This is a genomic window from Streptomyces sp. 796.1 (assembly GCF_047525675.1).
GTDB lineage: Bacteria > Actinomycetota > Actinomycetes > Streptomycetales > Streptomycetaceae > Streptomyces.
The window spans coordinates 92,339-113,272 of the sequence record NZ_JBLIWA010000004.1 but is presented as its reverse complement, the minus strand read 5'-3'; the positions used below and the strand labels follow the sequence as shown (position 1 = coordinate 113,272).

The following is a 20,934-nucleotide window of genomic DNA, read 5'->3' as shown; positions in this document are numbered from 1 at the left end:
GAGCCGCATCGTGCCTGGTGAGAGGGGTGGGAAGACACCCGCGGGCCGCGGCGCCAGGGCGGGACCCTCAACCCGCCCGGCACCGCAGCCCGGAGTTGCATCGGCCGGTTCGGCCGACCTGAGGCTCCAGCGCGGTCAGGGCAGAGAGCGCCGCGAACCTCGGTCCACTCTCCTGTGCGGGGAGAGTGGAGGTCGTTGTAGAACCATTGTGGACTAGACCATTCATCGCTGTCTACGGCTCGGCGCGGACTGGCTGGGGAGGGCCCCAGGTAGGCTCGCGACGTGCCCTCCATGAACGATCTCGTACGCCAGCACACCGCTCTGGACGCTTCCGACCTTGAGTGGCTCCACCTGCTGGTTTCCGAGTGGCAGTTGCTCTCCGACCTGTCCTTCGCCGACCTGGTGCTGTGGGTTCCGACGCTGGACGGGACGCGCTACGTGTCGGTGGCGCAGATGCGACCCAACACCGGCCCCACCTCGTACCAGGACGACATGGTGGGACATCTCGTCCCCCGGGGCCGCCGCCCGATGCTGGACGCGGCGCTCGACGAGGGGCGGATCGTCCGCGAGGGGGACCCGGAGTGGCGCGAGGAGGTGCCGGTCCGGGTGGAGTCGATCCCGGTCCGCCGCGACGGCCGGGTGCTCGGTGTCATCGCGCGCAACACCAACCTGCTCACCGTGCGCACCCCGAGCCGGCTGGAGCTCACCTACCTCCAGAGCGCGTCCGACCTGGCGCAGATGATCGCCGCCGGGGCCTTCCCGTTCCCCGGCCAGCAGGTCGACATGGATGCGTCACCGCGCGCGGGCGACGGCCTGATCAGGCTCGATGCGGAGGGCGTCGTGCAGTACGCGAGCCCCAACGCGCTCTCCGCCTACCACCGGCTGGGCCTCGCGGCCGACCTCGTCGGTCACCACCTGGGACGTACCACCGCCGAACTCGCCCCGGCCCGCGGCCCGGTGGACGAGGCGCTGGTCAAGCTCGCCAGCGGGTGGGCGCCGCGGGAGTTCGAGGTGGAGGGAGACGAGGGGGTGATCCAGCTCCGGGCCATCCCGCTCAAGCCGAAGGGCACCCACATCGGCTCCCTCGTCCTGCTGCGCGACGTCACCGAACTGCGGCGCAGGGAGCGGGAGCTGATCACCAAGGACGCGACCATCCGCGAGATCCACCACCGGGTGAAGAACAACCTCCAGACCGTCGCCGCGCTGCTGCGCCTCCAGGCCCGCCGGATGGACTCCGAACAGGGCCGCGAGGCGCTCAACGAGGCGGTCCGCCGGGTCGGGTCGATCGCCATCGTCCACGAGACGCTGTCCCAGAACCTGGACGAGCGCGTGGAGTTCGACGAGATCGCCGATCGCGTGCTCGCGATGGTGGCCGAGATCGCGCCGGGTACGGTGGCGGGTCGGCGCACCGGCCGGTTCGGCATCCTCGACGCCGAGGTGGCCACGCCGCTGTCCATGGTGCTCACCGAGGTGTTGCAGAACGCGCTGGAGCACGGCTTCGGCCCGGGGGAGCAAGGCACCGTGGAGGTCAGCGCGGTGCGCGGCGGCACCAGGCTGGACGGCCGCCTGCTGGTCACGGTGCAGGACGACGGACGCGGACTGCCCGCCGACTTCGACCCGCACACGGCGGGAAACCTGGGCCTCCAGATCGTCCGCACCCTGGTGGAGGGGGAGTTGGGCGGCACGTTCACCATGCTCCCCGCGCCCGCCGGCGGCACCCGGGTCGTACTCGACCTACCGGTACGCGCCGAAAAGGGCTGACGGCGCGGGATTTCCCCGATCGGCCGGCCCGGCGTTCGGCGCCGCCCGAGAACCGACCCGGGCCGGCGAGAGGCGGCTCGGGTGCGCCGATAGCTGCTCGCTTGTTGCGTACGGGCCCTTTCGCCTTCGGGTCGCTTCGACTTCGAGCCGCTGCCCCATCGATCTGCTTCGCCGTCGATCTGCTTCGCCATTGGTGGGACGGAGTGGCGTGCGCAGCAGTGATGCGGCATTTCCCGTGTTCAGAAGGCGATTGCACGGATCGCTGCGGTCAACGGTGTTTACCGGTGTTTCGACCATCTCCCTGGTGAGAGGCGTGCGCAGTGCCGTACCCGCACCGGGAATTGACGACGCATCAGTCATCGTCGCCCATTCGTTATGCGCGACGCCCCCGATGGCGGGCCCAACAACCGGACGGGGAAGGGGAAATGCCCCGCGGCTGATCACTTCGCGGCGGCGCGCGGCCGGATCGATATCTGACCGTTGCCTTCTCGGATCACTCGATCGGGGGACGCGGGGCGAGCTCTTCGTACGCCACGACGTCGCGGCCGTGGGCCGGAGAGGCCGTCGGACCCGTACCGAGGGGCCCGTTCGCCGCCCCGACGGGCGGCGCTCCCGGCCCGCCCGTGCACCGTCCGCAAGGTCGCCGGGCGTGCTCGCAGGGTGCCCTGCGAGGGGTCGGTCTCCGCGTACGGGCCGGTGCGGTGCGCGCTGCCGTGCGGGCACAGCACTGAGCCCCGGACCCATCTGGTCCGGGGCTCAAAGCTCACGTTGCTGTGGGGGCACCGCCCTTGGCACCTCCCGGCCGTGTGGCCGGGGGCGGAGCCTGGCAGAGCATCGGGGGTACTGCGCGCTGCGGCTCGGGGGCCGAGGGGCTGCTGGTCAGGCGCTGGCGTTGCGCGCCCGGTTGCGAGCGGCGCGGCGCTTCATTGCGCGGCGCTCGTCCTCGCTGAGGCCACCCCAGACGCCGGAGTCCTGGCCGGACTCAAGCGCCCACTGCAGGCACTGCTCCATGACGGGGCAGCGGCGGCAGACGGCCTTGGCTTCCTCGATCTGCAGCAGCGCAGGACCGGTGTTGCCGATGGGGAAGAACAGCTCGGGGTCTTCCTCGCGGCAAACGGCGTTGTGACGCCAGTCCATGGCTGCTCCATCTCCTCGTATTGCGGGTTCATTGCTTGTGAATGTGAACGCTTTCACGAATCCCCCCGCAATGGAAGGGCCGCCGCCCAGTTCCCTGGTGCGGACCTAAAGTCATAAGGAGGGGGATTCGGGCTCTCATGGGGGCCCGTGTGCGGCCGTCCCGATCGCCATGAAGAGACTCGCAAACCTCGGCGACGGATACAACCCCTTCCGGAAAGTTTTTTTTGAATCCACGGTGTCGCCTCTGTCACAGCCGTACTTCCACAGGGTGGAGGCCAGGCTAAACGTTCGAGTGGAAGGAGTTTTGCCCCTGCCACTCACACAATCACACGCAGTGCATGGCGTACGCCTGTGAACGTCACGCTCGTACGCAGTCCTAGATGGTCGCCGTCCATCTGAAGCGGGAGCGGAGCCTGCGATTGCAAGGTGAAGTCGGCGAGGTCGTGCAGTGACACGGCGTGCTTGCCGTGGGGGCCGCGTTCGGGCGTCGAGGTCAGCAATTGGGTTGCGTACCGGGTGACCGTCGGCGTCGTCAGCTTGGTGAGGCCGAGCACGTCGAGGCCGGTGTCGAAGGACGCCTGGGGCGACGCGTAGATCGGCCGATTGCCGAAGTAGGTCCACGGCGAGGTATTGCAGACTATGGAAAACGCCAGGTCAGCGATGGGGTCCTGGCCGGGCTGCTCGATGGTGATGGTGCCCTGGCGGCGGCGCGGCTCGCCGAGGAACTGGCGGAGTGCCTGCCGTACGTACAACGCGTGTGTCGAGCGCTTGCCGCGCTCCCGCTGTTGCTCGACCCGGCCGATGACGCCGGCGTCGAAACCGAACCCCGCGCAGAAGGTGAACCAGCGGGCCGGCACCGACTCGTCGGCGGAGCCCGGCGTGCCGGCGGCCAGGCCGAGGCCCACCGTGCGCTCGCTGCCCTCGCGCAGCGCTGCCAGCAGGGCGCCGGTCGCCTCGACGACGTCGTTCGGCAGACCGAGCGCCCGGGCGAAGACGTTGGTGGAGCCGCCCGGCACCACCGCGAGGCGCGGCAGCTCGCTCGGCGCGGGGCCCTCGTGGAGCAACCCGTTGACCACCTCGTTGACGGTGCCGTCGCCGCCGAGGGCGACCACGACGTCGTACGTGCCGCTCTCGGCCGCCCGGCGGGCCAGGTCGCGGGCGTGCCCCCGGTACTCCGTGCCGGCGACCTCCAGCTTGAGGTCGCTGGCCAGTGCATGGATCAGCACATCACGGGTGCGGGCACTGGTGGTGGTTGCTGCCGGGTTGACCACGAGAAGCGCGCGCATGCGAAGCAGACTACCTACCTGCTGGTAGAGCTCCCACCCCGGTGGGTGTGCCCGGGGCCGGTGCGCTGCCGGGCCCCGTGGGTGTCGGGGGCGACGCACTACCCTTGCCCGGGTGAGCAGCAAGCAGAACCGTGGCCCCGCGCAGCGCCGCAAGAACGGCCCGGCGGCGGCCAAGAAGACCCAGTCGGGCAAGGCGGTCGACGCCGAGCGGAGTGCGTCGGGGGCGGCCGGTGCGGACGGGCCCGGCGCCGTCGCAGGGCCAGGTCCGGCCAGGTCCGGCCGGCGCTCCGGGGCGGGCGGAACGGCTGGAACCGGCGCAACCCCCGCCGGGTCCGCTGCGTCCGCGGAGGCGTCGGCCGCCTCGGCGTCGGGTTCCGGGGCGGCTTCTGCCCCGGCTTCCGCTGCGGCGGCGCCGTCCGGGCCCCGTCCCGCCAGGCTGACCGGCGCCGCGGTCATCGCCGCCGGCGAGGGTGTGCTGCTCGCCGCGTACGGGGTGTACCTGATGGTGATGGGGTTGGCCGGCAACCCGGACAGCCCGAAGCAGGCGGAGATCCTCGCGGTCGTGTTCTTCGCGCTGGCCGTGCTGCCGCTGACGGCCGCGCGCGGGCTGTGGCTGCGCCGCCGCTGGAGCCGCGGGCCGGCCATGATCACGCAGATCATGGCGCTGCCGGTGGCCTGGACCCTGCTCAACTCGGGGAACGCACTGATCGCCGGCGGCGTCGTCGTCGGCCTCGCCGCCATCACCGCCCTCGCCCTGCTCGTCAACCCCACGGCGACCGAGGCCCTGGGCATCGGCCCGCGCGACGCCTAGCAACCCGCGAGCAACCCGCGAGCGCGCACCCTCAGCGCCGCGGTGGGACGCCGACCAACCCTGCGCCCACCGCGGCGCTGAGTCGTTTCCCGGCTGTGGCTGTGGCTGTGGCTGTGGCTGTGGCTGTGGCTGTGGCTGTGGCTGTGGGGCGTGGGTTGGCTGTGTGGTCGCTGGTGGGGTGTGGGCCCGGGGCGCTGGCTTTGGCGTACGAGCTCGGGCGCCGGGGCTGCGTACGGCCGGCTGGTGGGCGTTGAGGGTGGCGTACGGGGTAGCCGGTGCGCGGGAACGCGGCGCGCGGGGCGGCGGTGGGGGAGGGGCGCCCGGCAGCGAGGCCCGGGGCTGGGCGCGCGGGCGCAAGGACCGGAAGCGGCGCGCGGCGGCGGTGCGGTGTGGAAGCGGGGCGGCTGCGGGGTGGCACGTTGGGCTCCGGCGCGGCTGCGGGGCAGGGCGCCGGAGCCCGGGGCACGGCTCACTCCTCGACGAGCAACTTCTCCCGGAGCTGGGCGAGGGTGCGGGCGAGGAGTCGGGAGACGTGCATCTGGGAGATGCCGACCTCCTGGGCGATCTGCGACTGGGTCATGTTGCCGAAGAACCTCAGCAGCAGGATCTTCTTCTCGCGCGGTGGCAGGTCCTCAAGCAGGGGCTTGAGGGATTCGCGGTACTCGACGCCCTCCAGCGCCTCGTCCTCGGCGCCGAGGGTGTCCGCGACCGCGGGGGACTCGTCGTCGGTGTCGGGCACGTCGAGCGAGAGGGTGCTGTACGCGTTGGCGGACTCCAGCCCCTCCAGGACCTCTTCTTCGGAGATCCCGAGGTGCTCGGCCAGCTCGTGCACCGTGGGCGCCCGGCCGTGCCGCTGGGAGAGCTCGGCCGTCGCCGTGGTCAGCGCCAGTCGCAGCTCCTGGAGCCGGCGCGGCACCCGCACCGCCCAGCCCTTGTCCCGGAAGTGCCGCTTGATCTCGCCGACGACGGTCGGCGTCGCGTACGTGGAGAACTCCACCCCGCGGTCGGGGTCGAAGCGGTCGACCGACTTGATCAGCCCGATCGTGGCGACCTGGGTGAGGTCGTCGAGCGGTTCGCCGCGGTTGCGGAAGCGTCGCGCGAGGTGCTCGACCAGCGGGAGGTGCATCCGCACGAGGTTGTTGCGCAGTTCGGCACGCTCGGCGGAGCCGTCGGGGAGCTGGCGCAGCTCTATGAACATCGCACGTGCGCCGCTTCGGTCCTGTGGATCGTGGGTCCGCTGCTCGTGCTGGTGCTGATCCATGTGGTCCGCCCGCTCTGATCCGTCGCCGGTCGGCTCCGGGTCCGCGGGGTGCGGCCGGTCCGGCTGCTGCGGGACGGCCGGGGCACGCACCCCCCGCGATGATGCAGTACTCACGGAGCCCCCCTTTCCGTTACGGCTGGCCGGGCCCGGCGCCGCGCTTCTTGTGCAGGCTGATGCTGACCGTCCGGTCGTCGCCGACCGTCGAGTCGACCTCGCCTGCAAGCGCCGAGAGCACCGTCCAGGCGAAGGTGTCGCGCTCGGGAGCGCGGCCGTCGGTGGTGGGCGCCGACACCGTCACCCCGAGCGCGTCTCCGACCAGGCGGAAGACGCAACTGAGGACGCTGCCGGGGACCGCTTGTTGCAGGAGGATCGCGCACGCCTCGTCCACGGCGATGCGTAGGTCCTCGATTTCGTCGAGGGTGAAGTCCAAACGGGCTGCTAGGCCGGCTGTGGCCGTACGCAGCACCGACAGGTAGGCACCCGCAGCGGGCAACCGGACTTCCACGAAGTCCTGGGTCCCGGGCTCGCCTGCGATCTGGGACACCCTCACCTCCAAGGTGACACAAGCTGGTTGAGCTGATACGAGTGCCGGCCGTCTGCCCTATGGTGGGAGGCGGACGAAGTGGCGCGGCACATGGTTCGCCTGCGACGCTATCGCGATCTGTGGCCTCGTGTCGCCCGGACGGAGCATGGCTCGCCCAGGGTGAGTACGAGGCCGGAAGTGCGCGGCTGTCACTCATGGTAAGCATATGAGTACGCACAGTGGCTAGGGGTTTGCGGCCCCCAATCGAAAGAGATGGCGTTCCGTCGTTCGGCCCGCCTTCTTCCGATGCGCTTACCTGATGCTGTTTTCCCAGGTCAGCCGGCGGTTGTGGAAGATCGGCCGGCGGCGTGCGGGGCGACTGCGGAAGCCGCGAGTTGGTGCAGTGGGGCGCCGGAGAGCCGGCGCACGGTCCATTCGTCCATCGCCACGGCGCCCAGCGACTCGTAGAAGGCGATCGACGGGGCGTTCCAGTCGAGGACCGTCCATTCGAACCGTTCGTACCCGCGCTCCACGCAGATCCGGGCCAGCTCGGCCAGCAGCGCCTTGCCGTGGCCGCCGCCACGCGCGGCCGGGCGCACGTACAGGTCCTCCAGGTAGACGCCGTGGGTGCCGGTCCAGGTGGAGAAGTTGCGGAACCACAGGGCGAACCCGACGGGCTCGAAGCCGGAGGGGTCCGGGTCGCTCGCCGTGGGCCGGCGCGGCTGCTCGGCTATCAGGCCGAAGACCGCCGGGTGCTCGCCGAAGAGCGCCTCGTGCAACTGCTTCTCGGTGGCCTTGGCGGACTCCGGCTCGCGCTCGTACTCCGCGAGTTCGCGGATCATGGCGAGTACCACCGGGACGTCGGCGGGTGTTGCTGGTCGGATCATGCGGCCAAAGGTAACCGGAGCGACCGACAGCCGGGCCGTCGGGCCAGGTCGTGCGGTGGGGCGGGCGGTGCGCGGGAGTGGCGGGGCGTGCGTGGCCCGCAGTGCGCGGGGTGGCCGTCCAGGAACCCACCGCACGGCCCGGTCCCGGGGCGCGGTCCGGTCTCAGAGCACCGTCTGGTCGACGAAGCACCAGCGCCAGTCCTCGCCCGGTTCGAAGGAGCGCATCACCGGGTGGCCGCTCTCCGCGAAGTGCGCGGAGGCGTGCTGGAGCGGGGAGGAGTCGCAGCAGCCCACGTGGCCGCAGGTCAGGCAGAGGCGCAGGTGGACCGGGTGGGTGCCGGCCTCGACGCACTCCAGACAGGTCTCACTCAGGGCGGCGGGCGCAGGGCGGGGCAGCTCGGCGTTGTGCGGGCATTCACTCATGATGGCCAGATTAGGTTGGTTTGCCCTGTCGCGAGCGGGTGACGGGGCAGCGGCGCGGGCTGGGGCGCGTACGGGGCGTACGGGCCGGGACGATGCGATGGGCGTGGGCCGATGGACGTCATTCCGCTGCTGATGTTGGTCGCGGGCAGCGCGGCGATCGCGGGCGCGGCCCGCCGTACTCCGATCTCGGGGCCGTTGCTGCTGGTCGCGGCCGGGCTGGTGGCCTCGTACCTGCCGGGCGTGCCCGATTACGTGCTGAACCCGCACGTCGTGCTGCCGCTGTTGCTGCCGCCGCTGCTGCACACCGCGGCGCTGGACAGTTCCTACCTCGACCTGCGGGCGAACGCGCGGTCGGTGGCGCTGCTCTCGGTTGGGTACGTGCTGTTCGCGACCGTTGCCGTCGGCTGGATCGCCTACCTGGTGGTGCCCGGCCTGTCGCTGACCTCGGCGCTGGTGCTCGGGGCCGTCATCGCGCCGCCGGACGCGGTGGCCGCGACCGCCATCGCGCGCAAGGCGGGGCTGCCGTCCCGCATCACCACGATCCTCCAGGGCGAGTCGTTGGTGAACGACGCCACCGCCATCACCGCGTACAAGGTGGCCCTGGCCGCGGCCGTCGGCGCGGGCGCCACCTGGGGGTCGGGGGTGCGGGAGTTCCTGGTGGCCGCGGTGGGCGGGGTCGGGATCGGGGTGCTCCTGATGGTGCCGCTGCACTGGCTGCGCACCCGGCTGCGGGAGCCCCTGTTGCAGAACACGCTGTCGCTGCTCATCCCGTTCGTCGCGTACGCGGTGGCCGAACAGGTCGAGGCGTCGGGGGTGCTGGCCGTGGTGGTGGTCGCGCTGCACCTCGGGCACCACCTGTGGCAGGTGGACTTCGCCACCCGGCTCCAGGAACACGCGGTGTGGGCGATGGTCTCCTTCGTCCTGGAGTCGGCCGTCTTCGCGCTGATCGGGCTGCAACTCCCGGTCGTGGTGCGCGACCTTTCGGGGTACGGGGTCGGCGAGGTGGCCTGGTACGCCACGGCGGTGTTCCTGGCGGTGGTCGTGGTGCGGTACGTGTGGGTGTTTCCGGCCACTTTTCTGCCGCGGCTGCTCTCGGCGCGGATCAGGGCGCGCGAGCCCGACGTGGACTGGACCGCGCCGACCATCGTGGGCTGGGCGGGGATGCGCGGCGTCGTGTCGCTGGCCATCGCGTTCTCCATCCCCACCGCGGCGCACGGCGGCGACCACTTCGCCGACCGCGACCTGGTGCTGCTGCTGACCTTCTCGACGGTGATCGGCACGCTGGTCGTCCAGGGTCTGACGCTGCCGGTGCTGATCCGTGCGCTGCGCCTGCCGGGGCGCGACGTACGGGCCGAGACGCTGGCCGAGGCACAGGCGCAGAGCGAGGCGTCGCAGGCGGCGGACCAGCGGCTGACGGAACTGCTCGCGGACGAGCGGAACGCGCTTCCGCAGCCGCTGGCCGACCGGTTGCGGACGGTCGTGGAGCGGCGGCGGAACGCGGTGTGGGAGCGGCTCGGCACGGTGAGCGAGACGACGGGCGAATCGGCGGACGAGACCTACCGCCGGCTCTCGCGCGAGGTGATCGAGGTCGAGCGGGAGGTGTTCGTACGGCTGCGGGACGAGCGGCGCATCGACGACGAGATGCTACGGACGCTGCTGCGCCGACTGGACCTGGAGGAGGCCGCCGCGTACCGGGAGGGCGAGGGGTAGCGACGGACGCGGCGACGGGCGCCGTGGGTCAGGGGGCGGCGGGGCCGGTGATGACCGCGGTGACCGTACTGCCCGGTGCGAAAGTGCCTTCTTCGGCCAGGGTCGTCAGGCCGTACAGCAGCTTGGCCACGTAGACACGGTCGAGGACGAGCCCGTGGCGGTGCGCGAAGTCGTCGGCGAACGCGGTCAGCTCCGGTGTCGTACGGGCGTAGCCGCCGCAGTGGAAGCGCTCGTTCAGCTCCCAGTCGCCGGTGCGCGCGCCGAACGCCGCGGTCTGGAGCGCGGTCACCTCGGCGGTCAGGAAGCCGCCGCGGAGTACCGGGAATCCGAGGGCGCGGGGCCGTGGCCCGGGGCCGCTGGCGAGCCCGGCGGCGAGGCCGGCCAGCGTGCCGCCGGTGCCGCAGGCGACGCCCACGACCTGCGGCCCGCTGGTGGCGGGGAGGCCGGTGCGCAGTTCCCGGCCGAGTTCCCGGCAGCCGAGCACGGCCAGCCGGTTGCTGCCGCCCTCGGGTATGACGTAGCAGTCGCCGAACCGGGCGCGCAGGGCGTCGAGCAGCGCGGGGTCGGCCTTGCGCCGGTAGTCGGAGCGGCTGACGAAGTGCAGCCGCATGCCGTCGGCCGCGCACCGGGCCAGTACCGGATTGAGGGGCTGACCTGCGAGTTCGTCGCCGCGCACGACGCCGATGGTGGCGAGGCCGAGCAGCCGGCCGGCCGCGGCCGTGGCCCGTAGGTGGTTGGAGTACGCGCCGCCGAAGGTGAGCAGCGGACGCGGGCCCGACTCGGCGGCGGCCCGCAGGTTGAGCTCCAGCTTGCGCCACTTGTTGCCGGGCAGCTCGGGGTGGATCAGGTCGTCCCGCTTGAGCAGCAGGCGTACGTCGCGCCGGGCGAAGCGCTCGTCGTGGAGTTCTTGCAACGGGGACGGCAGGACGGGGCGCAGGGCTGTGTGCAGGGGGGTGTGCGGGGCGGCGTCTGGGGTGGGTAGATCGGCGGGGTGGCCGGGGGCGTTGCTGCTCACCGGGCCATTGTCGTCGGATGGTGTCCGTTGTCGCCTGTTGTTGCTCGTTGCCCGTTGATTCTTGCCCGCTGTCGTCCGCTGTCGTCTGTCGCCCGTTGCCGTTCGCTGGCGTTCGTCGCGGGGAGGGTGGGGCACAGCTCCGCGGGCGTCGGGGCCGGTGGGGGTGGGCGGTGCTGTGCCCGGTGCGCGGCTACTTCAGCCGGTCACGGATGCGCTCCCGGATGCTGTTCATGGTGAAGCCCCTGGGGTCCACCTTGCCCGGCTGCCATTCCAGGTGGCCGATGACGGATCTCTCGGTCCAACCGTGGTGGCGACAGATGGCCGCGGCGGCGCGTTCGATGGCCGCGAGTTGCGCCGCCGGCCAGGGGTCTTCGCCGTCGCCGAGGTTCTCGCACTCGAAGCCGTAGAAGTAGCGGTTGCCGTCGGTGTTGGCCTCGTTGTCGGGTGGCAGGCCCTTCTCGGCGATCACCGCGCGTAGCACGTCGTCGTCGCCGAGTCCGGCGTGGTTGGCGCGGCCGTAGCCGACCAGGTGCACCGTGCCGTCCTTGGTGATCACGCCGTGGCAGAGCGGACCCGGCAGGCTGGAGTGGCCGTCGCGGCACAGTTGCACCGTCTCCTCGGCCCCCGAGGTGACGGTGTGGTGGATCATGACGCCGTGCACCGGCCCCCAGGGCCCCTTGTGGTTGCGGTTGTGGTGTTCCCAGTCGCCGACTTCCTCGACCCGGACGCCCTCGGCGCGCAGTGCCTCGATGAAGTCCCGCGCGGACATGGGTGGGGACATGGCCGCCTCCGTTCCGTGCGTGGCGGTCGCCCGATCTGCGCACCGCCTCCTCTATGACCTGCTTGTACCGGAACGTTCGCTGTTGGACTAGCCGTTCGGCTGACGTGCGAACCGATCCGGCCGCCGTGTAGTGGCCGCGGAGCGCCGTTCGGCGACGTTTGTGCAGCCAGTGGCGGACTCGGCGGATTGGCGGAGTAGGGGGCGTGCGTAAGGGAGGCGTGCGCCGGTGGGTAGGGGGCGTTCCGCAGTGCATGATGGCGCCAACGACCCACGGTGAACTGGGCGGTGCCCCGAACGGCGACCCGAACAGTGAGCCGTGCGGCGTGGCGTACGGACCGCGGCGGTGCCGTGGGCACAGAACGGCAGCACGGGGGAGCACGTGGACTATCAGGGAGTGTTGGACGAGGTGGCCGCGGCGGTGCGGTCGCAGGTCGGCAGCGGCCGGGTGGCACAGTACATCCCGGCCCTGGCCACGATCGACGCCGGGGGCTTCGGCATGGCGGTCGCCGACGTCGACGGCGGGGTCTGTGGCGTGGGGGACTGGCAGGAGCCGTTCTCGGTCCAGTCCATATCCAAGACCTTCAGCCTGGCGCTGGTCCTCGCGCACGGCGGCGAGGCGATCTGGGAGCGGGTCGGCAGGGAGCCTTCCGGCAGCGCCTTCAACTCGCTGGTGCAGCTTGAGTACGAGAACGGCATTCCGCGCAACCCGTTCATCAACGCCGGTGCGCTGGTCGTCACCGACCGGTTGCAGACCCTGACCGGCGACGCGAGCACCGTGCTCCTGGACTTCCTGCGCACCGAGAGCGGCAACCCCGATCTGGCCTTCGACCCGCTGGTGGCGCTGTCCGAAACCGAACACGGCGACCGCAACGCCGCCCTCGCACACTTCATGGCGAGCTACGGCAATCTGGACAATCCCGTGTCGACCGTCCTCCAGCACTACTTCTGGCAGTGCTCGGTCCGGATGAGCTGCCGCGACCTCGCGCTGGCCGGCGGCTTCCTGGCCCGGCACGGGCTGCGCGCCGACGGCACCCGGCTGCTGTCGCGCAGCGCCGCCAAGCAGGTCAACGCCGTCATGCTGACCTGCGGTACGTACGACGCGGCGGGCAACTTCGCCTACCGGGTCGGGCTGCCGGGCAAGAGCGGCGTCGGCGGCGGGATCTTCGCGGTCATCCCAGGGCGGTGCACGCTGTGCGTCTGGAGCCCGGGCCTGGACGCCCGCGGGAACTCGGTGGTGGGCGTCGCCGCGCTCGACCACTTCACCACGCTCACCGGGTGGTCCGTCTTCTGAGGGCGGCGACGGGCCGCCGGGCGGCGGGCGCCGGACCAGCGGCGGGGCGGCGACGAGGGTCAGCGACGGGGGACGCCCCGCCGGCCCGGTGTGGCCCGGGTCGAACACCCCGCCCGCCGCCCGCCCGCGGCCCGGCGCCGGTGGGCGAACCGCAGGTCAGGGCGAGCTGATGACCTGACCCGCGTACGAGAGGTTGCCGCCGAAGCCGAACAGCAGGGTGGGCGTGCCGGGCGGGATCTCGCCGCGCTCCACCAGCTTGGACAGCGCCAGCGGGATGCTCGCCGCCGAGGTGTTGCCGGAGTCGATCACGTCCCGGGCGACGACCGCGTTGACGGCGCCGAGCTTGCGCGCCACCGGCTCGATGATCCGCAGGTTCGCCTGGTGCAGCACCACGGCCCCCAGGTCGGCGGGTTCGATGCCGGCCCGCCGGCAGGTCTCCCTGGCCAGCGGCGGCAACTGGGTGGTCGCCCAGCGGTAGACGGCCTGGCCCTCCTGGGCGAAGCGGGTGGGGCTGCCCTCGATCCGTACGGCCTCGCTCATCTGCGGCATCGAGCCCCACAGGACCGGGCCGATGCCGGGCGTCTCGGAGGCCACCACGACCGCCGCGCCGGCCCCGTCCCCGACCAGTACGCAGGTCGAACGGTCGGTCCAGTCGGCGACCGAGGTGAACGCCTCGGCCCCGATGACCAGCGCCTTGGTCGCCGAACCGGCCCGGAGCGCGTGGTCGGCGGTGGCCAGTGCGTGGGTGAAGCCGGCGCAGACCACGTTGATGTCCATCAGGGCGGGCGAGCCGAGGCCGAGCCGGGCGGCGACCCGGGCGGCGGTGTTCGGGCTGCGGCCCTCGGCGGTGCAGGTGGCCACCAGCACCAGGTCGATGTCGGAGGGCGCGAGGCCGCTCTGGGTCAGGGCCTTGGCCGCCGCGTGCGCCGCCATCTCGTCGACGGTCTCGTCGGCGGCCATGACGTGCCGGGTGCGGATGCCGACGCGGCTGCGAATCCACTCGTCGCTGGTGTCGACCAACGCCGCCAGGTCGTCATTGGTGAGCGCCCTGGAGGGCTGGTAGTGGCCGAGGGCCAGTACGCGCGACCCGGACATGCGACCGTGCCCCTTTCGCTGGAGAGTCCGCTGGTTCCTCAGGTTCTTCCGGTACCGCCGGATTGTCTAGCTTTTCCGGCTCTTCCGGCATCGCTGAGTTTCCTCCGGCTGGCGGCGGAATGCGGGGTACGGGCATGCTGCCGCCCCATTGGTGCGGTGGGTTCCAGTCTGCGGGGCGTACGTCGGCGCAAGGGTGTGTGATCCACCAATCTTCTGCGGCGAGAACTGGAGTCTTCGGCACCCTGGGGCGAGGGCGCGCGCCCCGTGGGCGTGGCGCGCCGTTCGGCCGGACGTCGCACGACCGTCGCCGGGGCGTACGCCGGGCGCGAGCCCGAGACGTCCGGGCTAGGGGGCGCTGTACGGGCGGTCCCGCTCGCCGCCCGGTGTGTCGGAGGTCGCCGCGCGGTGCGGCGTACCGCGCGTGGCCGGCGCCCGGTGCGGCCCCGCCGGGGTGCCTGGCGTCGCGTCGGCGCGCTCGGCGGGCGGTCCGGTACGGGGCGGCTGGGCCGGTGGCGCGGCGCTGGTCGTGACGACGATGGTGCCGAAGAGCCCGGCCACTGCCGCGAGGGTGACCGCGACGGGACCGAGCCGGGCGAGGCGCCGGTATAAGGGCATGGGAGGGTCTCTCGTCTCGCGCGGGATCTCTGGCCCGGCCGGCGACGGTGCCGTGGGGCTGAGGCGCGGAGTCCGGAGCCGGGCCGGCACGGGGCCGTACGGGCGGCGCGGCGCTGCCTCGTACGCATGTTCCCGACCGCGCGTGGACACGCGGCGTCCTCCCCGTGGCCGGTGGTTAACGGTCAAGAGACGGACACCCAGAAAGCCCCCTGGGCGACCACCGGCCGCCCTGGGCGACCACCGGCCACAGAACCGCACGAGCCACAGAACCGCACGAGCCACAGGAACCCGCACGAGCCACAGGAACCCGCGCGAACCGCAGCCGCCTCGTGCCTCAGAGCCAGCCGCTGCGGCGGAAGGCGCGGTGCAGCAGGCCGCAGAGGGTGACGAGGCTGATGAGGAGTGCCGGGTAGCCGTAGGTCCAGCCGAGTTCGGGCATGTGGTCGAAGTTCATGCCGTACAGGCCGCACAGCATGGTGGGCACGGCGATGATGGCGACCCAGGCGCTGATCTTGCGCAGCACCTCGTTCTGCGCGACGGTGAGCTGCGCCAGGCTGGCCTGGAGGATCGAATTGAGCAGCTCGTCGAACGAGCTGACCTGCTCCGACACGCGCGCCAGCCGGTCGGCCACGTGCCGGAAGTACGTTCTGACGTCCGCGTCCACGATCCGCGACGGCTGGTTGGACAGCGCGTGCAGCGGCCGGTCGAGCGGGGCCACGGCGCGCTTGAGCTCCAGGAGTTCGCGCTTGAGCTGGTAGATCCGGCCGGCCTCCTCGGCCTGCCCGGAGCGGCGGGGCGAGCCGCCCGCCGGGTGCTGGGTGAAGACCTCCATTTCGACCGCGTCGATGTCGTCCTGGACCGCGGAGGCGACCGCGAGGTAGTCGTCCACGACGTGGTCGGCGATGGCGTACAGCACGGCGGCCGGCCCGTGGGCCAGCAGTTCGGCCCTGGACTCAAGCTCCTCGCGCACCGGGCCGAGCGAGCCGTGCCCGCCGTGCCGGATGGTGATGACGAAGTCGGGGCCGACGAACGCCATGATCTCGCCGGTCTCCACGATCTCGCTGGTCGCGGTGAGCTGGTCGTGCTCCACGTAGCGCACGGTCTTGAAGACGGCGAACAGCGTGTCCGCCTCGTACCGCTCCACCTTCGGCCGCTGATGGGCCTGGAGCGCGTTGGCCACGGCCAGCGGGTGCAGCCCGAACAACTCGGCGATCTCGGCGAACTCCTCGTCCGCCGGCTCGTGCAGCCCGATCCACACGAAACCGCCGGACCGTCGCGCCCCCCGCCCGCCGGGCGCGCCCTGCACCGGAAGCTTCGGCAGCTTCGGCTGGCCCACGCGGACCTGCCGGATCGCCTCGGCGGCCGGGCAGTCGCCGCGCTGACGCTGTCCGCCCTGGTAGACCACGCAGTTGACCACCGAACTGCCGAGTGGCGAGCGGGCCGGGTGGCTGAGGTCGACGCCGCGCGGGCGGCGGCGCCCGATGCGGACCGCGGTCCGTAGGGTGCGGATCATCGACACGGTGGCTCCTGCGGGGTTGAGGGGGCGCTCAGTATGCCGGCCGAATCCGTACGCGGGGCGTACGGACGGTGCCCGCAGCGGCGGGTCGGCGCTGACGCCGCCGCTGCGTGGAACGGGACGCCGCGGCGTCGGCCGCGGTTGCCCCGCGGCGCGGGTGCGCAGGGGCGACCGGTGGATCGCCGGGCAGGCGCACCGGTGTGCACCGCCCCGGCGCGGGGCCCGTGCGCCGGGGCCGACGGGCCGGCGGTGCCCGGGCCTCGCAGGGGCCGACCGCGGGTCACGCGCGGGTGGCGGTCGGCTGCCTGGCGGGCTTGCCGCGGGATGGCCCCGCGCCGGCCGGCTGGCCGCTGCCCCGGCCCCACCGTGGCCGCCGCCGGCCAGCCGGCCGGGACGAATCGGGCATGGCCCAACAGGCTGCCCTCGCCCCCTTGTCGTAGCGACCGAGCATCGGAAAGATCACCCCGGAGAGCGATGACGCACGCCGGCGTCGTCGACATCGACGCAACGTCGGCTTCCCGGAGAGGGCCCCGCCATGAGCGAGCTATCAGCGGCTGACGGCACCAGCACCGACCTGCCCGCCCCGGAGGTGGACGACGTCGTCGAGGGAGCGCTCGCGGTGGCGGACGCGCCGTACGGGGCGACGGTCCGGGTCGCCCCGTACGCCGGGATGGCCAAGGGCGACGTCATCACCGTCACCTTCGGCACCCTCTACACCGACGTCTCGCCCGTCTCGACCTCCTGGGTGGGGCGCGAGATGGCCTTCGTCATCCCCACCGAGGTGCTGTCCGTCACGGACGTCCCGGTGGTCGTCACCTACGCGGTGGAGCGCAGCGGCGGCGGCTCGGCCACCTCGGAGCCGACCACGATCGCCCTGGTCCGGCAGCGCCGCGAAGCGGAGTAGCCGGACCGCACCGACGCCACCCCAGGACGGCCCGCGCTCGTGGGGCCGTCCCGCGTACGAGGCTGCCGCCGCCGGCGCTCCGGGGGCGCGCGCCGGCGCACTGGGGCGGCCGAGGAGCCGGGGAAGTACCGCACCCGGTCCGCGTGTGTGCCGCGTGGTGCGGCGTGCGGACCGGGTGCGTGGTGCGTGGGCGGCGTACGCCACGGGGTGCGCGGCGTGTGCCGCAGGAGGTCAAAAGAGGCCGAAATGCGGCCGAAAAGCAGCCGGTCCTGAGCTCCACCTTCCGCGAGCGGAGGCCGGGCTGTGTGGTCTGTCGCGCTGCTGCGCCGTGGGGTGAAACACCGCACCCGGTCCGCGTGTGTGCCGCGTGATGCGGCGTGCGGACCGGGTGCGTGATGCGTGGGCGGCGTACGCCACGGGTGTGCGGCGTGCGTCACGGGAAGTCAAAAGAGGCCGAAAAGCGGCCGGCTTAAGCCTTCTTCGTCTCCCAGAAGATCTTGTCGATCTGGGCGATGTAGTCCAGGGCCTTCTGACCCGTGGCCGGGTCGGTGGAGCCCTTGGCCGCGCTCAGGGCCTTCAGCGTGTCGTTGACGAGCTGGTGCAGCTCCGGGTACTTCTCGAAGTGCGGGGGCTTGAAGTAGTCGCTCCACAGCACGGAGATGTGGTGCTTGGCCAGCTCCGCGCGCTGCTCCTTGATGACGGTGGCGCGGGCGCGGAAGTGCGGGTCCTCGTTGGCCTGGTACTTCTCCTGGACTGCCTTGACCGACTCGGCCTCGATGCGGGCCTGGGCCGGGTCGTAGACGCCGCAGGGCAGGTCGCAGTGGGCGCTGACCTTGACCTTTGGGGCGAACAGGCGGGAGAGCATAGAGCTGTCCTTCCTCGTGATCGTCTTCTCAGGTGCGAGATTACTCCGTGCGGGAAGGCTTTTCTCGGGTGGCCCGGGGGGCTTAGGACAAAAGTCCGGTGTCAGCCTGGGACTGATGGAGCAACGGACCAGGAGGTGCCGTGATGCGGGAGCACGTGCAGGAGCGCGATCGCGAACGCGGGCAGGAGGGGGACCGCGAACGCCATGGGCTGCTGCGGATCGGGTTGGCCGAGGTGTACAACCCGTCGATGGTGCCCACGCTGCTGCCCGGTGACCAACTGATCGTGCAGTACGGGGCGGGGGTGCGGGCCGGGGACGTGGTGGTGTTGCGCCACCCGTTCGCGCAGGACCTGCTCATCGTCAAGCGTGTCGTGGAGCGGCGGGCCGGCGGCTGGTGGGTGGCCGGGGACAACCCGTACGTGCACAACGACAGCCGCGAGTTCGGCGTGGTGCCGGACGAGCTGGTGGTGGCGCGGGCGCTGGCCAGGTTGCGTCCGCCGCCCGGGGCGGGTCAGCGCTCGGTGGCCGGGCTGGTGTCGTGGGCCGCCGCCGCGGTGCGGCCGGTGCGGTCCGGGCGCGGTCCGCTGGGCTGGCTCGCCGGCCGGTCTGCGCGGTCAGCGCGTTCGTCCTCCAGGCGCTTGCGGGCCCGATAGGCAGCGACGTTCGCGCGCGTGGCACAGCGGTCGGAGCAGTACCGTCGCGAACGATTTGTCGATGTATCGAGATATGCGTTACGGCAGGGCAGCGCCTCGCAGATCCCGAGCCGGTCGGCGCCGAGCTCGGTGAGGTGGAAGGCGAGCCCCATGGACGCGGTGGCCGCGTAGCTCGCGCCCGCGTTGGCGGCGTAGTCCGCGATGTGCATGTGCCACTTGGGACGGCCGTCCTCGTCCCGTACCTCATGCCCCGAGATCTGCGGGCTCACCGGAAATTCCAGCAGCAGCGCGTTCAGCAGGTCCACCGCCAGCACCTCGTCGCCGCCGTCGGCCGCTTCGAAGACGGCGCGCAGCCGCGCCCGCACCCCGCGCAGTCGGGTCACGTCGGCGTCCGTGGCCCGTCGCGCCACCTGCTTGCTGGGACCGAGCAGCCCCCGGACGTCCTCGACCGAGGTGAGCCCGTCGGTGCCGCGCTCGGGCTCCTCGCTGTTGACGAGCTGGACGGCGAGATCCGAGTAATAGGCCAGTTCCACTTGTAGTCCTTACGGAGGCGGTCTATGGTCGTCGGTGCAGTGAGGTAATGGCTGCTCTAGCTATCAGGGTATTACGTACAGGCCTTGGGAGGGTCGCGATGACCGAGACGATCACGCCGGTGGGAGCCGACTGGCGGGCCTGGCAGGCCAGTTGGGACCGGCAGCAGGAGTGGTACATGCCCGACCGCGAGGAGCGGTTCCGCGTCATGCTCGACATGGTCGAGGCGACCGTCGGCGAAGCCCCGCGGGTGCTCGACCTCGCCTGCGGCACCGGCACCATCAGCGACCGGCTGCTGACCCGCTTCCCCGGCGCCACCAGCACCGGCGTCGACCTCGACCCGGCCCTGCTGACCATCGCCCGCGGCCACTTCGCGAACGAGCCGCGCGCCGAGTTCGTCACGGCCGACCTGCGCGACCCCGACTGGGCGGGCAAGCTGCCGCACGCCTCGTACGACGCCGTGCTCACCGCCACCGCGCTGCACTGGCTCAACAGCGACGCGCTGGCCACGCTGTACGGGCAGGTCGCCGGCGTGCTGCGGGACGGCGGGGTGTTCATGAACGCCGACCACATGCCGGACCCGAGCACGCCGCGGATCAACGCCGCCGAGCGGGCGTTCCGCAAGGCGCGCCAGGAGCGTGAGCGCAGCGCCGGCGTGCAGGACTGGGTCGACTGGTGGCAGGCGGTCGCGGCGGACGAGGTGCTGGGCGGGCCCGCGGCCGAGCGGTTCAAGATCTTCAACAACCCCAGTACGGACAACAACGACCACGACGGCAATGACGAGCCGCTGGCCTGGCACGTGACGACGCTGCGCGCGGCCGGCTTCGCCGAGGTGCGGCCGGTGTGGTGCTCGGCCACCGACTCGCTGGTGCTCGGGCTGAAGTAGGCCGGGTGGGCCGAGGGGCGGGCGGACCGGTTGCCCCGAACTCGCCGCTCCGGGCCGGTGGCCGGTCGCGCATCGGGAGGCTGGCCCGCGGGCTGGGCGGCCGGCCGGCGCGGTGGGGCTCCGCGGCGGCCGGGCCCCGTACCGGCGGCGTGCCGTCAGCGGTCACCGGCCCGCCGCGACCGGCCGTGGTCGGCCGCCGGCGCCGCGCTGGCCCCGGCCCGCCCGCGGCTCACAACACCTTGGACAGGAACGACTTGGTGCGCTCGTGCTGCGGGTTGGTCAGCACCTCGCGCGGGTGGCCGGTCTCGACCACCACGCCGTCGTCCATGAAGACCAGCGCGTCGCCGACCTCCCGCGCGAACCCCATCTCGTGGGTGACCACGATCATCGTCATGCCGGATTCGGCGAGGTCGCGCATCACGTCCAGCACGTCGCCGACCAGCTCCGGGTCGAGCGCGGACGTCGGCTCGTCGAAGAGCATCAGCTTGGGCTCCATGGCCAGCGCCCGGGCGATGGCCACCCGCTGCTGCTGGCCGCCGGAGAGCTGGGCCGGGTAGTTGCCCGCCTTGTCGGCCAGCCCCACCCGGTCCAGCAGGGTCAGCGCGCGCTCCCTGGCCACCGCCTTGCTCTCCCGCTTGACCTGCACCGGCGCCTCCATCACGTTCTCCACCGCGGTCATGTGCGGGAAGAGGTTGAAGCGCTGGAAGACCATGCCGATGTCGCGGCGTTGCGCGGCGACCTCGCGGTCGCGCAGCTCGTAGAGCTTGTTGCCCTGCTGCCGGTAGCCGACCAGGTCGCCGTCGACGTACAGCCGGCCGGCGTTGATCTTCTCCAGGTGGTTGATGCAGCGCAGGAACGTGGACTTGCCGGAGCCCGAGGGGCCGATGAGGCAGAACACCTCGCGCGGGGCGACCTCCAGGTCGATGCCCTTGAGGACCTGCACGGCGCCGAAGGACTTGTGCACGCCCTCGGCCTTGACCATG

General features: G+C 72.1%; 20 protein-coding genes and 1 pseudogene. 7 read left to right on the top strand and 14 right to left on the bottom strand.

Going from position 1 to position 20,934, the window contains the following annotated elements:
* The first annotated feature begins 291 nt into the window (after positions 1-291).
* Positions 292-1,761 carry a sensor histidine kinase gene (locus ACMA1D_RS04820; protein WP_414722660.1) on the top strand — a complete coding sequence of 490 codons (1,470 nt, stop codon included), beginning with the start codon at positions 292-294 and terminating at the stop codon, positions 1,759-1,761.
* 879 nt (positions 1,762-2,640) lie between these two features.
* On the opposite strand, the gene ACMA1D_RS04815 is transcribed toward ACMA1D_RS04820, so the two are convergent.
* Complete coding sequence (locus tag ACMA1D_RS04815) at positions 2,641-2,898, bottom strand: WhiB family transcriptional regulator (protein WP_003953983.1); 258 nt, start codon at positions 2,896-2,898, stop codon at positions 2,641-2,643.
* A 317-nt stretch (positions 2,899-3,215) separates the two neighbouring features.
* Positions 3,216-4,184 (bottom strand): diacylglycerol/lipid kinase family protein, encoded by a 969-nt coding sequence (locus tag ACMA1D_RS04810; protein WP_414722595.1) that lies wholly within the window; start codon positions 4,182-4,184, stop codon positions 3,216-3,218.
* Positions 4,185-4,296: 112 nt separating this feature from the next.
* Here ACMA1D_RS04810 and ACMA1D_RS04805 point away from each other — a divergent pair, with 112 nt between their 5' ends.
* Positions 4,297-4,995 (top strand): hypothetical protein, encoded by a 699-nt coding sequence (locus ACMA1D_RS04805; RefSeq protein ID WP_414722594.1) that lies wholly within the window; start codon positions 4,297-4,299, stop codon positions 4,993-4,995.
* A gap of 469 nt (positions 4,996-5,464) precedes the next feature.
* Here ACMA1D_RS04805 and ACMA1D_RS04800 read toward each other — a convergent pair whose 3' ends face one another.
* The 4 genes from ACMA1D_RS04800 to ACMA1D_RS04785 all read right to left on the bottom strand — a co-directional run bounded on the left by ACMA1D_RS04800 (position 5,465) and on the right by ACMA1D_RS04785 (position 8,089).
* Complete coding sequence (locus ACMA1D_RS04800; RefSeq protein ID WP_414722593.1) at positions 5,465-6,370, bottom strand: RNA polymerase sigma factor SigF; 906 nt, start codon at positions 6,368-6,370, stop codon at positions 5,465-5,467.
* A 16-nt stretch (positions 6,371-6,386) separates the two neighbouring features.
* Positions 6,387-6,800: an anti-sigma regulatory factor gene (locus ACMA1D_RS04795; RefSeq protein ID WP_349997307.1), complete on the bottom strand. Its 414-nt coding sequence runs from the start codon at positions 6,798-6,800 to the stop codon at positions 6,387-6,389.
* 314 nt (positions 6,801-7,114) lie between these two features.
* Positions 7,115-7,666, bottom strand: a complete 552-nt coding sequence (locus ACMA1D_RS04790) for an N-acetyltransferase family protein (RefSeq protein ID WP_414722592.1) — start codon at positions 7,664-7,666, stop codon at positions 7,115-7,117.
* A gap of 162 nt (positions 7,667-7,828) precedes the next feature.
* A complete protein-coding gene (locus tag ACMA1D_RS04785; protein WP_414722591.1) occupies positions 7,829-8,089 on the bottom strand; it encodes a UBP-type zinc finger domain-containing protein in 261 nt (86 codons plus the stop codon).
* Positions 8,090-8,200: 111 nt separating this feature from the next.
* On the opposite strand from ACMA1D_RS04785, the gene ACMA1D_RS04780 reads away from it, so the two are divergent.
* Complete coding sequence (locus ACMA1D_RS04780) at positions 8,201-9,799, top strand: Na+/H+ antiporter (protein WP_414722590.1); 1,599 nt, start codon at positions 8,201-8,203, stop codon at positions 9,797-9,799.
* A 28-nt stretch (positions 9,800-9,827) separates the two neighbouring features.
* Here the strand turns inward: ACMA1D_RS04780 and ACMA1D_RS04775 are convergent, their stop codons facing one another.
* Both ACMA1D_RS04775 and ACMA1D_RS04770 read right to left on the bottom strand, forming a co-directional pair.
* Positions 9,828-10,748 carry a 1-aminocyclopropane-1-carboxylate deaminase/D-cysteine desulfhydrase gene (locus ACMA1D_RS04775; RefSeq protein ID WP_414722659.1) on the bottom strand — a complete coding sequence of 307 codons (921 nt, stop codon included), beginning with the start codon at positions 10,746-10,748 and terminating at the stop codon, positions 9,828-9,830.
* Positions 10,749-11,004: 256 nt separating this feature from the next.
* On the bottom strand, positions 11,005-11,595 hold the full coding sequence (locus ACMA1D_RS04770) for an N-acetylmuramoyl-L-alanine amidase (protein ID WP_414722589.1): 591 nt from the start codon (positions 11,593-11,595) through the stop codon (positions 11,005-11,007).
* Positions 11,596-11,974: 379 nt separating this feature from the next.
* Between ACMA1D_RS04770 and ACMA1D_RS04765 the strand changes: the two genes are divergently transcribed.
* Positions 11,975-12,886 (top strand): glutaminase, encoded by a 912-nt coding sequence (locus tag ACMA1D_RS04765; protein ID WP_349995555.1) that lies wholly within the window; start codon positions 11,975-11,977, stop codon positions 12,884-12,886.
* Positions 12,887-13,042: 156 nt separating this feature from the next.
* Here ACMA1D_RS04765 and ACMA1D_RS04760 read toward each other — a convergent pair whose 3' ends face one another.
* From ACMA1D_RS04760 to ACMA1D_RS04750, 3 genes are all read right to left on the bottom strand, one after another.
* Positions 13,043-13,981 (bottom strand): beta-ketoacyl-ACP synthase III, encoded by a 939-nt coding sequence (locus ACMA1D_RS04760; protein ID WP_414722588.1) that lies wholly within the window; start codon positions 13,979-13,981, stop codon positions 13,043-13,045.
* Positions 13,982-14,326: 345 nt separating this feature from the next.
* Positions 14,327-14,596 carry a hypothetical protein gene (locus ACMA1D_RS04755; RefSeq protein ID WP_414722587.1) on the bottom strand — a complete coding sequence of 90 codons (270 nt, stop codon included), beginning with the start codon at positions 14,594-14,596 and terminating at the stop codon, positions 14,327-14,329.
* A 334-nt stretch (positions 14,597-14,930) separates the two neighbouring features.
* The gene (locus tag ACMA1D_RS04750) at positions 14,931-16,109 is read right to left on the bottom strand and encodes a magnesium and cobalt transport protein CorA (protein WP_414722586.1); all 1,179 of its coding nucleotides are present in this window, start codon (positions 16,107-16,109) and stop codon (positions 14,931-14,933) included.
* Positions 16,110-16,647: 538 nt separating this feature from the next.
* Here ACMA1D_RS04750 and ACMA1D_RS04745 point away from each other — a divergent pair.
* On the top strand, positions 16,648-17,016 hold the full coding sequence (locus tag ACMA1D_RS04745) for a hypothetical protein (RefSeq protein ID WP_414722585.1): 369 nt from the start codon (positions 16,648-16,650) through the stop codon (positions 17,014-17,016).
* A 469-nt stretch (positions 17,017-17,485) separates the two neighbouring features.
* Here ACMA1D_RS04745 and sodN read toward each other — a convergent pair whose 3' ends face one another.
* Positions 17,486-17,881, bottom strand: a complete 396-nt coding sequence (gene sodN / locus ACMA1D_RS04740; protein WP_414722584.1) for a superoxide dismutase, Ni — start codon at positions 17,879-17,881, stop codon at positions 17,486-17,488.
* A 143-nt stretch (positions 17,882-18,024) separates the two neighbouring features.
* Between sodN and sodX the strand changes: the two genes are divergently transcribed.
* Positions 18,025-18,534: a nickel-type superoxide dismutase maturation protease gene (gene sodX / locus ACMA1D_RS04735; RefSeq protein WP_414722583.1), complete on the top strand. Its 510-nt coding sequence runs from the start codon at positions 18,025-18,027 to the stop codon at positions 18,532-18,534.
* 44 nt (positions 18,535-18,578) lie between these two features.
* Here sodX and ACMA1D_RS04730 read toward each other — a convergent pair.
* A pseudogene (locus ACMA1D_RS04730) lies at positions 18,579-19,067 on the bottom strand (CGNR zinc finger domain-containing protein); the annotation flags it as partial.
* A 98-nt stretch (positions 19,068-19,165) separates the two neighbouring features.
* Between ACMA1D_RS04730 and ACMA1D_RS04725 the strand changes: the two are divergent.
* Positions 19,166-19,951 (top strand): class I SAM-dependent methyltransferase, encoded by a 786-nt coding sequence (locus tag ACMA1D_RS04725; protein WP_414722582.1) that lies wholly within the window; start codon positions 19,166-19,168, stop codon positions 19,949-19,951.
* 229 nt (positions 19,952-20,180) lie between these two features.
* Here the strand turns inward: ACMA1D_RS04725 and ACMA1D_RS04720 are convergent, their stop codons facing one another.
* The gene (locus ACMA1D_RS04720; protein ID WP_349992929.1) at positions 20,181-20,933 is read right to left on the bottom strand and encodes an amino acid ABC transporter ATP-binding protein; all 753 of its coding nucleotides are present in this window, start codon (positions 20,931-20,933) and stop codon (positions 20,181-20,183) included.
* Position 20,934 lies beyond the last annotated feature (1 nt).

What these genes read in the sequence shown, in the direction of transcription:
- ACMA1D_RS04750 (WP_414722586.1), bottom strand. Translation starts at nt 16,109, where the DNA reads ATGATCCGCACCCTACGGACCGCGGTCCGCATCGGGCGCCGCCGCCCG.
- ACMA1D_RS04760 (WP_414722588.1), bottom strand. Translation starts at nt 13,981, where the DNA reads ATGTCCGGGTCGCGCGTACTGGCCCTCGGCCACTACCAGCCCTCCAGG.
- ACMA1D_RS04785 (WP_414722591.1), bottom strand. Translation starts at nt 8,089, where the DNA reads ATGAGTGAATGCCCGCACAACGCCGAGCTGCCCCGCCCTGCGCCCGCC.
- ACMA1D_RS04780 (WP_414722590.1), top strand. Translation starts at nt 8,201, where the DNA reads ATGGACGTCATTCCGCTGCTGATGTTGGTCGCGGGCAGCGCGGCGATC.
- ACMA1D_RS04770 (WP_414722589.1), bottom strand. Translation starts at nt 11,595, where the DNA reads ATGTCCCCACCCATGTCCGCGCGGGACTTCATCGAGGCACTGCGCGCC.
- ACMA1D_RS04755 (WP_414722587.1), bottom strand. Translation starts at nt 14,596, where the DNA reads ATGCCCTTATACCGGCGCCTCGCCCGGCTCGGTCCCGTCGCGGTCACC.
- ACMA1D_RS04720 (WP_349992929.1), bottom strand. Translation starts at nt 20,933, where the DNA reads ATGGTCAAGGCCGAGGGCGTGCACAAGTCCTTCGGCGCCGTGCAGGTC.
- ACMA1D_RS04725 (WP_414722582.1), top strand. Translation starts at nt 19,166, where the DNA reads ATGACCGAGACGATCACGCCGGTGGGAGCCGACTGGCGGGCCTGGCAG.
- sodX (WP_414722583.1), top strand. Translation starts at nt 18,025, where the DNA reads ATGCGGGAGCACGTGCAGGAGCGCGATCGCGAACGCGGGCAGGAGGGG.
- ACMA1D_RS04745 (WP_414722585.1), top strand. Translation starts at nt 16,648, where the DNA reads ATGAGCGAGCTATCAGCGGCTGACGGCACCAGCACCGACCTGCCCGCC.
- sodN (WP_414722584.1), bottom strand. Translation starts at nt 17,881, where the DNA reads ATGCTCTCCCGCCTGTTCGCCCCAAAGGTCAAGGTCAGCGCCCACTGC.
- ACMA1D_RS04820 (WP_414722660.1), top strand. Translation starts at nt 292, where the DNA reads ATGAACGATCTCGTACGCCAGCACACCGCTCTGGACGCTTCCGACCTT.
- ACMA1D_RS04815 (WP_003953983.1), bottom strand. Translation starts at nt 2,898, where the DNA reads ATGGACTGGCGTCACAACGCCGTTTGCCGCGAGGAAGACCCCGAGCTG.
- ACMA1D_RS04790 (WP_414722592.1), bottom strand. Translation starts at nt 7,666, where the DNA reads ATGATCCGACCAGCAACACCCGCCGACGTCCCGGTGGTACTCGCCATG.
- ACMA1D_RS04810 (WP_414722595.1), bottom strand. Translation starts at nt 4,184, where the DNA reads ATGCGCGCGCTTCTCGTGGTCAACCCGGCAGCAACCACCACCAGTGCC.